We start from the raw sequence: 10,262 nt of genomic DNA, 5'->3' as shown, positions 1-10,262 counted from the left end.
GCGGGGTGCGGCGGCAAGATGGACGGGTGCCGCCGACCGCCGGCGCGGCGGGGCACGTGGGGGCCGGGCGGACGGCGGAGGGGTTGGCGGGCCGAGCGGCGTCGTTCCCGTGAGGCCGTGCGCCGCAGGGCCAAGAGCCGTGTGATCAAAGGAGATCGGGATGGGCTTCTGGGGTTACTTCGTCGTCGGCCGAAGCGAACGGGGGCTCGTCGAATGCGCCGTCTTCGACGAGAGCCACGATCACCTGGAGCTCACCGACGCCTTCGCGGACGGCTGGCAGCTGTGGCAGCACCCGCCCGAGCCCGAGCTCGGCGACATCGACTCGCTCGTCCGGGGCCTCACCAAGGAGACCGGCGCCCCGGCCCTCGCCGCGTACGTACTGGACAGCGAGTGCGCCGTCGTCGCGGCGGCGAGCCCGTCCGGCGGCTCCTGGTCGGCGTGCCTGGGCCGCGCCACCATGGCCCGCTATATGGAACAGAGCGAGATGGACATCGGCGAACTGTTCCTCACCCCGCGCGACGCCGCCTCCCAGGGCGTCGCCTGGGCCGCCGCCGCGGGCCACATCGCCAACGCGAACGCCCTGGCCCGCGTACTGGCCGCCGAACCCGAACCCTTCGTCGAGAACCTCTTCTACGACCTGCTCGCCGAACTCGGCATAGAGGACGAGACGGAGGACCCGGGCCGGGAACACGGGCGCGAAGACTGACCACCCCGCGGTGTCGGTGTTGACTGATCGGAAATCTGTACCTCCCCAGCACTGCGCTTTCCGTCGAAGCAGACTTAGACGGAAAGCGTCGCAATGGATGTGCGGGAGGGCGAGTGAACGACAGCCTGCCGGTCAAGCCGGACGACGTGGTCGACAGGGACCGGGAGTGGGATCTGCTCGCGGAGTTCCTCGCCGACCCCGACCCGGCCATGCGCCTCGGCATCGTGTCGGGGCGACGGCGGCATGGGAAGTCATACCTTCTCCAGGCCCTGTCCGAGCAGGTCGGCGGCCTCTACGTCACGGCGGTCCGGGAAGAGGGGCGGCTGCCCGCGATCCGGCGGTTCAGTGACGCGGTCGCCGCCCACGCCGGTCTGCGGACGGGCAGTCTGCGTCTGACCGACTGGCGTGACGTCCTGTCCAACGCCCTTGACGTGACAGCCCGTTCGCCGCATCCGCTCCTGGTCGTCGACGAGCTGCCCTACCTGCTCCAGCACTCCCCGGAAATTCCGGGGCTGCTGCAACAGCTCTACGACGAGCGTCAGCGGGGCGCCCGGCCCGGCGCCGGGCCGGGGCCACGGCTGATCCTGTGCGGCTCCGCGATGAGCGTCATGCACGAACTGCTCTCCGGGACCGAGCCGCTGCGCGGACGCGCCGTGGTCGATCTGCGGCTGGGCGCCTTCGGGTACCGCGACAGCCGGACCTTCTGGCAGATCGCCGACCCCCTGACCGCGCTGAAGGTGCACGCGGTGCTGGGCGGGGCCCCCGGCTATCGGCCGGTAGCCGCCCGCCCCCACCCGGACGACGGCTTCGACACCTGGCTGACCCGGACGCTGCTGGATCCGGGGCGGGCGGTGTACTCGCGCACCGAGACCGAATACCTGCTGCGCGAAGACCCGAGGATCACGCAGCACACGCTGTACTACGACATCCTCACCGCGATCGCGCGCGGCGCCACCACCCCCAGCAAGATCGGCGCCGCCCTGGAGCGCCCGCGCAACGCCGTCGCCCACCCGCTCGGAGTGCTGGAATCCACCGGCTACATCCGCCGGGAACAGGACATCCTCCGCACCAGGCACCCCGTCATCACCCTCACCGACCCCGTGATCCGCTTCAACCAGCTGATCACCCTCCCGCAGGCCGCCGCCGTGGAGCAGGGCTTCGCCGAGCAGGTATGGCAGCAGGCCGCCCCGACCTTCAACTCCAAGATCCTCGGGCCGCACTTCGAGGACCTCGCGCGCGACTTCACCCGCCGCTACGCCCACACCCTGCTGCCCGGCGGGCTGCCCGGCCCGGTCGGCACCACCGAGGTCGCCGACCAGGCTGCCCGGACCAAGCACGAGGTCGACGTCATCGCCCTGGCCGCGGGTGAGCGCCCGCAGGCTCCCCGCGCGAGGATCGCTCTGCTGGGCGAGGCCAAGGCGACGGCCGCCCGCCGCGGGACCGGCGACCTGGAGCGCCTGGAACGCATCCGCGCCCTGCTCGCCGCTCAGGGCTACGACACCACGGCCACCACTCTGGCCCTGTACTCCCCGCACGGCTTCTATCCCGACCTGGTCGACCTGGCCGCCCGCCGCGACGACCTTCTCCTGGTCGATCTGCCCACCCTCTACAACAGCTGACACCAAGAGCGCGGGCAGTGCCGGTGCGCCGGCCGCAGGCCCCGAGAGCTGACCGCCGGGGAGAGCCGGAGGGACGGCCGGGGCCGCCACCCCTGCCCCGGCTCAGTCGTAAAGCCGCATTGACCAGGTATTTCGGCGTTCCGATGGAGGTTCTCGGTTGCCGCCATCTGATCTCGGCGAGGCCGAGGTGGATCAGCCGGCTCCCCGCCTGCCGCTCTACACCCCGCGATTGTGGATCAGCAGCCACCCAGACCCGCAAAGCGGGCTGTGATGGCGACCGTCTCGGAGTGCCAGTGGCCTGGCTTGTAGGTCTCGCACGGACCGTCTACGTGCCGGTCCCATTTGAAGTAGTAGCGGTACGTCTTCGAGCAGTTGTTGGTGACCCGCGTCGTGTTGGTGACAACACTCGACGTGTTCTTGATGGTGATGCACCCCGGTACAGCTATGGTCTGCACCGGCGCGGCGACAGCCGGAGCGGCGCCCAGCAGCCCTGCCAGAGCCCCCGTGGCCAGGAGAACGGTTGCCGTGCGGGCTCGCGTTCTCGACCTTGCCGATAATGTCACTGACATGACAATTCCCTTCGCTTTCCCGTGTGTGTTGATCTGAGCCGACCTGGCCTTGGTCGGCCCCGTGTGAAGTCACGCGGCTGTCCAAGTAGGAGGGAATAGTTCCGATTTACCCATGAGGCATCTGGGGTCAATATCCGAAATGTAGGGGTGTTGGTGGACGGAATCGGCTGAGTTGTTTCGTCGTGTGACTGAAATGACGTATGAGGAGGGAAAGTTGAGTCCGGTTTCCCGAATCGTGAACCGCGTGGGCTGTCTCGCCCGATGAGGAGTTGTGACGGACATGGACGGGGAGCAGCGCGGGGATCGCGTGCTGTTACGGGCGATCGAGGAGGGCGACGGCCAAGCCTTCGAACTGCTCTACCGCCGGTACGAACCGTGGTTGGTCGCCCGGCTCTCGTACCGGTGCCCGGATCCCGCACTCGTCGATGACGTGGTGCAGGAGACCTTCCTCGCGGTGTGGCGTGGTACTGCCCGCTTCCGGGAGGCGCCCGCGCCGGACGATAGCGCCGCAGGCTGGCTGTGGCGCATCGGGATGCGCCGGCTCATCGACGCACAGCGTGGACACGGAGCGCGTGAACGGCTCGCCGGGCTGATCAGCCGGCTGCGCCAGAGCGCCGCGCACCCGTCTGCCGAGGACGAGGCGCTGGCGGGGCTGGGTCACGGAGACCTTGCCGACGCACTCGCCAGGCTGCCGGTCGAGCTGCGCGATGTCCTGCAGGTCACCGTCGTCGACGGTCTCAGCACCACCGAGGCTGCGAAAGCACTGAAGATACCGGCGGGCACGGTCAAGACGCGGGCGATGCGGGCCCGTAGGCGACTGCGGGAGGAGTTGGCGTGAATCGACCGTACGAACGCGGGAATGGAGGTTGGGGTCAGGTGGCATTGGAACATCTCGGTACGCAGGCGCTACGCGCCTACCGAGGCGGGCTGTTGCGCGGCGCCGCGCTGCTGCGTGCCGATGCCCACCTCGCCGGGTGCGCCGACTGCCGAGCCGTCCTCTCCCGGTACGCCGACCCAGCGCGTTCTGCGGCGACATGGGCCAGGCTGACCGCAGAGCGCGACGCGCCGGAGCCCGGAGCCGTGGAACGGGTACTGCTCACCCTGCGGGTTCCCGGGCACGCCGCGCGCCTGATCACCGCTACTCCGGCGCTGCGCCGGTCCTGGCTCGCCGGGGCCGTCCTCACGCTGTTGCTCACCCTCGCCGTGGCGCACCTGGGCCAGGCCGCATCTGCCACCCTGCCGTTCTGGGTGGTCGCACCGGCTCTGCCGGTGGGGGGTGTCGCCCTGTCCTTCGGGCCTCGCGTCGACCCGATGTACGAGATGACGGTGGTCGCGCCGTTCCATGGGGTACAACTGCTGCTCCTGCGTACCGTCACCGTCGTCGCCACCGCCCTGGTGCCCGCCGTCGTGATCGCCGTCGCCCTGCCCGAATCCGCGGGCCGGACGCTCGGCTGGCTGCTGCCCTCGCTCGCTCTCACCTCGCTGACCCTGGCCCTGTCCGCCCGCATCGACCCGGTAGTGGCCGCGTGCGTGGTGGGCGGGGCCTGGGCCCTCTGCCTGTCGCTGCTCTTCGAGCCTGTTCGCGGGTTGTTGCTGTCGGCCGGAGGACAGGCCGGCGCGGCTATCGTGCTGTGTGGGGCCGCCCTCTCCATCGCATTGACCCGCGCTTCGTACGACCGCGGTGCGCCGTTTCCCGGCAACTGATCTGCCTGCCTGCACACGGCCTGCACGGACAAGACCTCTGCAGAATCGAACAGGGGGAACCCCATGACTGCGCCCAATGTTGCCGTGGCGGTGCACGACCTCACCGTCGACTACCGCAGCGTCCGCGCCTTGGCCGGCGTCAGCCTCCGGCTCGGCTCCGGCGTCACCGGGCTGCTCGGCCCGAACGGCGCGGGCAAGAGCACCTTGTTGCGGGTCCTCGCGACCGCGGCACCACCGGGCGGCGGCGACATCCAGGTCCTTGGGCACGACCCGCGCACCCCGCAGGGACGGCTCGCCATTCGCCGCGGCCTCGGCTATCTGCCGCAGGACCCCGGCTTTCACCCGTCCTTCACGGCCTTCGAGTTCGTGGACTACATCGCGATTCTCAAGGAGATGACCGACAGCGCTGCCCGTCACCGCGAAGTGCAGCGGGTACTCGACGCCGTCGGGCTGCCTGAGCGTCGCGGCAAGAAGATCAAGCAACTGTCCGGCGGCATGCGTCAGCGCGTGGCGCTCGCCGCCGCACTCGTCGGCGACCCCCGATTCCTCATTCTCGACGAGCCGACCGTGGGGCTCGACCCCGAACAGAGGTTACGTTTCCGGGAACTGATCGCCGACCTCGGTACAGGCCGCACCGTCCTGCTGTCCACGCACCAGACCGAGGACGTCGCCGCACTGTGCAGCAGCGTCGTCGTCCTCGACCGCGGCATCGTCAAGTTCAACGGTGAACCCGCCGCCCTCGCCGATGTCGCCGCAGGGCGCGTCTGGTCGAGCCCCGAACGCGACCCGCGGGCCCTGGCCGGCTGGCGTACCGGAGTCGGCGTCGTGCGCAACATCGGAAACCCCCCGGCCGGCGCGCCTCTGCTCGACCCCACCCTGGAGGACGGCTATCTCCTGCTCCTGGACGCCACCGCACAACAGAAGGCGGTCCGGTGAACGCCCTCACCGCCAACGCCTCCGGCAGGCCGAACTCCCGCACCGTTGAACGGGGCAAAGGCGCCGTCACCGCCCTCGCCCGCGCCGAGGCCATGCGGTTGCTGCGCCACCCCGCGTTCCTCGCCTCCCTCGCCGGCTACTTCGCCCTCTGGGGCTACGACCTCACGTTCGGCGCCGCCGCCGAGCGCTACCCCGTCCTCCAGGAGAGCTCCTGGTCCGGTCAGCTGCCACTGCTGCTGATCGCCGCGGGCACGCTCCTCGCCGCAAACCTCGGCGCGCTGCGGGGGCAGCGTCATGGCGTGGAACCCATGTACACAGTCCTCGTGCTCAGCCGTCGCGCCCGTACCGCCGCCCATCTGCTGGCCGTGCTGCCTGCTGTCGCCCTCGCCGTGGCCCTCGCCGCCGCCAGGATCCTCGTACTCGCCACACGGCCCGGTGCCGTCGGCACGATCAACTGGGCGGAGGTGGCGACCGGTCCCGCCGCCGTGCTGTTCGCCGGAACGCTCGGCGTGCTGCTCGCCCGGCTGAGCGGCTCGACGGCCTCCGCGCCGCTGGCCGTAGCCGGACTCGGGGTGCTCACCTTCGTCGCCGCTGTGCAGAACACCGCGAACTGGCGGTGGCTGACCGTGGTCGCCATTGAGGACGAGTTCGCCCAGCCGCTGCCGTCCGCACTGCTCGCCCGGCCCACCGCCGCACACCTGCTGTGGCTCGCCGCCCTCAGCGCAGGCTGCGTCGCGCTCGCGTTGCTGCGCGACGGACCCGACGCCACACCGGACGCGCAGCACCGGGGCACCGGCGCGCTGCGGACCTGCACCGCGGCCGCCGCCGTCCTCGCCGTCCTGGCCGGTGCCCTTCAGTTACGTCCCGTGCCCGACGATGTCTCCCGCGCCCGCACCCTGGCCACCGAGCATCCCGCGTGGGAGCAGCGCTGCAGCACCCGCGGCCAGGTCACGTACTGCGCCTTCCCGGAGTTCAGCGGACGGGTCGCGCAGTGGGACGGTGTCGTACGCGGCATCCTGCGCCGCGCCCCCGCAAGAATCGCAGACGACCGCTTCGCCGTACGCCAACGACTCTTCCACCCCGGCTCCCAGCCTCACTCCGGCGGGCAACTGCCGCAGGACGCCTGGGACGCCGACGACCGCCGCGCCCATACCCCCGGAGCCGTCCCCGTAGGCACCTGGTGGAGCGCGGGCAACGCGGGACAGGAAGCAGCAAGCGACGCCGTCGCCGAGTTCTCCACCCTCTTCGCCTACCGCACCGTCACCGGGAAGCTCCCGAACAAGCCCCGCACCGACAAAGTGTGCGGTTCCCGCGCCGTGCTCACGCTGTGGCTCGCCGGGCAGGCCACCAACGAGACCCGCAACGCTCTGCACAACCTGACGTCCCGTACGACCGGTGGCCTGAGCCTGCTAGTCCAGGAGTCATCCACTGGCCTGGCGTTCGATGCCCGCGAGGTCACGTACGCACTCGACCTACTCGACCGGCCCGCACCCGACCTCGGGGCCAAGGCCCGCGCCGCCTGGCTCGAACTGACCGCGCCAGGCGCCACGACCGACCGCGCCGCCCGAATCCTGGGAGTGCCCGCTCCCCCACAGGTACCGGCCGAGGAGCGGATGTGCCAATGACCGTCGGCACCGGGCAGCGCTCACCCCTCAAGCGACGCATCAACTGGTACGGGTACGCGACACTCCAGCCGCTCACCATCCTCACCGTACGTGCCACCCGAACCGCGCCACTTGCGGTAGCCGCCGCTGCCGCACTGCTGCTGTCCGGCGGCCCTGCGCTGGCCGGCGGCTTGGAGATGACCGACGTCGCCCTGCTCATGCGGTCCGGCGCAGTGCTGCTCGCGCTCGGCTCCGCTTTCATCCTCGACGACCCGGCAGCCCGCACCACCGAGGTGGTACCGGTGCCACGCTGGCTGCCCCGTGCCCTGCGCGCCGCGCTCGCCGTCCTGGTGACGGGCGCTGCCTGGGGCGGCGTCGTCGCACTCGGCACCCTCGCCACCACCCCTGCCGAACGCCCGCTGCTGCCCGCGGGAGGCATGACCCTCGAAGCCCTGGCACTGCTCGCCCTCGCCCTCGCGCTGGCAGCACTGGGGCTGCGCCTCACCCCGGGCAGCGGCGGTGCGCTGGCCGCGCCAGGAATGGTCCTGTGCGTCCTGGCCGCAGTGCTTCTGCCATTACCGGACTCGGCACAGCCGTTCGCACAACCTCTGTCCCCAGGCTGGGATACCTCCCGATGGACGTGGACCGTGCTCCTGTGCGCAACCACCGCTACGGCGGCGATCTTGTGCCGGGAACCGAGCGCTAAGCGTCACGGATAGCCCTGCAGGGTTGGTGACCCGACTTTCAGTTGTCGATGCGGGCGATCTTGCGTCGAGTCGGAGGGGTCTGCATACGGAGGGCGAGGAGCTGGCGGTGTATGGCGGGGATGGCGCTGACGCGCAGGGTGTAGCCCTGGCCGCGCCGTACGGTGTGCGGGGAGTCACGCACGTGTTGGTCGCGTTGGTCACCGATGACGCGCATCACCCCAGGTCAGATGGGGCGAATGGGAGGGACGGCCGGGGCCGCCACCCCCCACAGGAGAGGCCCCGGCCGCCGTCCGGTACGGGCACGCGTACGGCCCGTACTTCCTACAGCGCCGCGCGCCGCGAAACCGTCACACCGCACGGTCGTACGGGCGGCCCGGCGGCTCTGGACGGAACCGGGCGGGTGCCCGTAACGTGCTGGTCCGCGCCGGTGGGCGCGATATTCGCTCATCACGCCCGTGACTGGCGAAGCGGTCACGTCCCCTGGGGGTCTCGAAGATGCATCCGTGCGGGAGCTGCCGCGCCGTCGCCGTGGGGCAGGACGGCCGCTGCGCCGCGTGCGGCGCGTACCAGCCGCCGCCGCAGGCCCCGTATCAGCAGCCGCAGCCGGGGCCGTATCAGCAGCAGCCGGGTCCCTATCAACAGGCGGGGCCTTATCAACAGGGCGGTGGATATCCGCCGGGCGTGCCGGGCGCTCCGTATCCGCCCGTGCAGGCGCCCGCCGGCGGTGTGGATCTGCGGCGTGGGCTCGCGACGGCGGTGACGGTGCTGCTCGGGGTGACGATCGTCGTGCTGGTGCTGCGGATCGTCGCCGCGGCCGGGCAGTACGGCGTCATCTCGGACGCCCTCGACGGCGGCCGGGTCGGCGCGTCGGACCTCGACGACGCGGACGACTTCTTCCGGATCATGCTGCTGATCGGCACGCTGACGCAGCTGGCGACGGCCGTCGTCTGGGCGGTGTGGTTCCGGCGGACGCGGCTCAACGCCGAGGTGTTCGCGCCCGGTCAGCACCGCTACGGCAGCGGCTGGGCGGCGGGCTCCTGGTTCACGCCGGTGGTGAGCCTCTGGTTCCCCAAGCAGATCGCCAACGACATCTGGCGGGCCAGTTCCCCGGCCGGGCCGTACGGGCCGCGCGGGGTGCTCAACGCCTGGTGGGTGCTGTGGATCGTCGGGAACGTGTTCAGTTCGGGCGCCACCATGCAGTACGTCCTCGCGCGCGGCCGGATGGTCGAGGGCCGGGCTGTCGTCTTCGACGCGCGCGGCCGGGTCGAGGACTTCCAGACCGCGCTCGCCTCCGGCATCGTCGGCTACCTCGTGCTGCTCGCCGCCGCGATCCTCGCGATCCTCTTCGTCCGCCGCCTCACCGCGATGCAGGAGCAGCGGGCCGCGGCGGGGCCGCAGGGCGGCGCCCCGATGTACGCCGGCGCGATGCCCGGCATGCCGTACGGCAATCCTGGGTACCCGGCTCCGGGTGCCGGCTACGGCTACCCCGGTCCGCCGCAGAGCCCGCCCCCGCCGGCCCCGCAGGCGGGTCCGTACGGGCAGCAGGGCCAGCAGCCCCCGTACGGCTCCGACCCGGCGGGGTACTGAACCGCGGGCATACCGGAGTGGGGCAGGATGTGGGCGTGCTGGGGGACGACGCTGAGCTGACCGCCGCCGTGTACGCGGCACAGGGCGGGGACGAGACGGCCTTCAGAACCGTCTACCGCTCCGTACAGCCCCGGCTGCTCGGCTACCTGCGCACCCTCGTCGGCGAGCCCGACGCGGAGGACGTCGCCTCCGAGGCGTGGCTCCAGATCGCCCGCGACCTCGGCCGGTTCCGCGGCGACGCCGACCGGTTCCGCGGCTGGGCGGCCCGTATCGCCCGCAACCGCGCCCTCGACCACATCCGGCTCCGCGGCCGGCGGCCCGCCATCGGCGGCGACGAGAGCGAGCTGGAGAGCCGCGCCGCCGACGCCGACACGGCGGGCGAGGCGCTGGAATCGCTGGGCACCGGGCGCGCGTTCGCCCTCATAGCCCAGTTGCCGCAGGACCAGGCGGAGGCCGTCGTGCTGCGCGTGGTGGTCGGTCTCGACGCGAAGAGCGCGGCCGGGGTGCTGGGCAAACGGCCCGGAGCGGTACGCACCGCAGCGCACCGGGGGCTGCGGCGGCTGGCGGAGCTGGTGACGGGGGCGCCGGACCCGGCTCCGGGGCGGCGGGGACCGCGCACGCCGCCCACCGGGGTGGCCGCTTCCGCAAGTGTGACGCAATTGCGCTCCGGGACGCAGAAGGACATGTGATGGCGGACGACCACCGGTACGGCTGGCTGGACGACGACGCCGCGGAGCGGCTGCTGCGCGGCGAACCGGTCCATGCCGACGATCCGGCCGGTACGGACGCGCGTAGCGCCGCGGACGCGAGCAGCACGGGCGGCGCCGACC

11 protein-coding genes are annotated in these 10,262 nt (G+C 71.5%); 9 read left to right on the top strand and 2 right to left on the bottom strand.

The window, feature by feature from the left end; translation table 11 throughout:
• The first annotated feature begins 160 nt into the window (after window positions 1-160).
• On the top strand, window positions 161-706 hold the full coding sequence (locus ACFU99_RS19420; RefSeq protein ID WP_384393431.1) for a hypothetical protein: 546 nt from the start codon (window positions 161-163) through the stop codon (window positions 704-706).
• Window positions 707-819: 113 nt separating this feature from the next.
• Window positions 820-2,325, top strand: a complete 1,506-nt coding sequence (locus tag ACFU99_RS19415; RefSeq protein WP_384393428.1) for an ATP-binding protein — start codon at window positions 820-822, stop codon at window positions 2,323-2,325.
• 236 nt (window positions 2,326-2,561) lie between these two features.
• Here the strand turns inward: ACFU99_RS19415 and ACFU99_RS19410 are convergent, their stop codons facing one another.
• Window positions 2,562-2,780 (bottom strand): hypothetical protein, encoded by a 219-nt coding sequence (locus ACFU99_RS19410; RefSeq protein WP_384393425.1) that lies wholly within the window; start codon window positions 2,778-2,780, stop codon window positions 2,562-2,564.
• A gap of 394 nt (window positions 2,781-3,174) precedes the next feature.
• Between ACFU99_RS19410 and ACFU99_RS19405 the strand changes: the two genes are divergently transcribed.
• The 5 genes from ACFU99_RS19405 (at window position 3,175) to ACFU99_RS19385 (ending at window position 7,857) form a co-directional block, all read left to right on the top strand.
• On the top strand, window positions 3,175-3,732 hold the full coding sequence (locus ACFU99_RS19405) for an RNA polymerase sigma factor (RefSeq protein WP_384393422.1): 558 nt from the start codon (window positions 3,175-3,177) through the stop codon (window positions 3,730-3,732).
• A 38-nt stretch (window positions 3,733-3,770) separates the two neighbouring features.
• The gene (locus ACFU99_RS19400) at window positions 3,771-4,598 is read left to right on the top strand and encodes a zf-HC2 domain-containing protein (protein WP_384393420.1); all 828 of its coding nucleotides are present in this window, start codon (window positions 3,771-3,773) and stop codon (window positions 4,596-4,598) included.
• 63 nt (window positions 4,599-4,661) lie between these two features.
• A complete protein-coding gene (locus ACFU99_RS19395) occupies window positions 4,662-5,534 on the top strand; it encodes an ABC transporter ATP-binding protein (protein WP_384393417.1) in 873 nt (290 codons plus the stop codon).
• Window positions 5,531-7,159, top strand: coding sequence for a hypothetical protein (locus ACFU99_RS19390; RefSeq protein WP_384393415.1), 1,629 nt, complete (start codon window positions 5,531-5,533; stop codon window positions 7,157-7,159). Before ACFU99_RS19395 ends, ACFU99_RS19390 begins: the two co-directional genes overlap by 4 nt.
• The gene (locus ACFU99_RS19385; RefSeq protein ID WP_384393413.1) at window positions 7,156-7,857 is read left to right on the top strand and encodes an ABC transporter; all 702 of its coding nucleotides are present in this window, start codon (window positions 7,156-7,158) and stop codon (window positions 7,855-7,857) included. The genes ACFU99_RS19390 and ACFU99_RS19385 overlap by 4 nt, the downstream gene beginning before the upstream one ends.
• A gap of 25 nt (window positions 7,858-7,882) precedes the next feature.
• Here the strand turns inward: ACFU99_RS19385 and ACFU99_RS19380 are convergent, their stop codons facing one another.
• Window positions 7,883-8,059: a hypothetical protein gene (locus ACFU99_RS19380; RefSeq protein ID WP_384393412.1), complete on the bottom strand. Its 177-nt coding sequence runs from the start codon at window positions 8,057-8,059 to the stop codon at window positions 7,883-7,885.
• Between the two features lie 281 nt (window positions 8,060-8,340).
• Between ACFU99_RS19380 and ACFU99_RS19375 the strand changes: the two genes are divergently transcribed.
• Together ACFU99_RS19375 and ACFU99_RS19370 are read left to right on the top strand one after the other, a co-directional pair.
• On the top strand, window positions 8,341-9,432 hold the full coding sequence (locus tag ACFU99_RS19375; RefSeq protein ID WP_384393409.1) for a DUF4328 domain-containing protein: 1,092 nt from the start codon (window positions 8,341-8,343) through the stop codon (window positions 9,430-9,432).
• Between the two features lie 35 nt (window positions 9,433-9,467).
• A complete protein-coding gene (locus ACFU99_RS19370; protein WP_384393407.1) occupies window positions 9,468-10,121 on the top strand; it encodes an RNA polymerase sigma factor in 654 nt (217 codons plus the stop codon).
• Window positions 10,122-10,262 lie beyond the last annotated feature (141 nt).

The sequence above is a fragment of the Streptomyces sp. NPDC057654 genome, assembly GCF_042800135.1.
Taxonomy (GTDB): Bacteria; Actinomycetota; Actinomycetes; order Streptomycetales; family Streptomycetaceae; genus Streptomyces.
Note: the sequence above shows the minus strand (reverse complement) of the source record. Positions and strands in the feature narration are given on the sequence as shown.

Excerpts from the sequence above, each read along its gene's own strand:
- ACFU99_RS19405 (WP_384393422.1), top strand. The coding sequence starts at position 3,175 with ATGGACGGGGAGCAGCGCGGGGATCGCGTGCTGTTACGGGCGATCGAG.
- ACFU99_RS19395 (WP_384393417.1), top strand. The coding sequence starts at position 4,662 with ATGACTGCGCCCAATGTTGCCGTGGCGGTGCACGACCTCACCGTCGAC.
- ACFU99_RS19375 (WP_384393409.1), top strand. The coding sequence starts at position 8,341 with ATGCATCCGTGCGGGAGCTGCCGCGCCGTCGCCGTGGGGCAGGACGGC.
- ACFU99_RS19420 (WP_384393431.1), top strand. The coding sequence starts at position 161 with ATGGGCTTCTGGGGTTACTTCGTCGTCGGCCGAAGCGAACGGGGGCTC.
- ACFU99_RS19385 (WP_384393413.1), top strand. The coding sequence starts at position 7,156 with ATGACCGTCGGCACCGGGCAGCGCTCACCCCTCAAGCGACGCATCAAC.
- ACFU99_RS19380 (WP_384393412.1), bottom strand. The coding sequence starts at position 8,059 with ATGCGCGTCATCGGTGACCAACGCGACCAACACGTGCGTGACTCCCCG.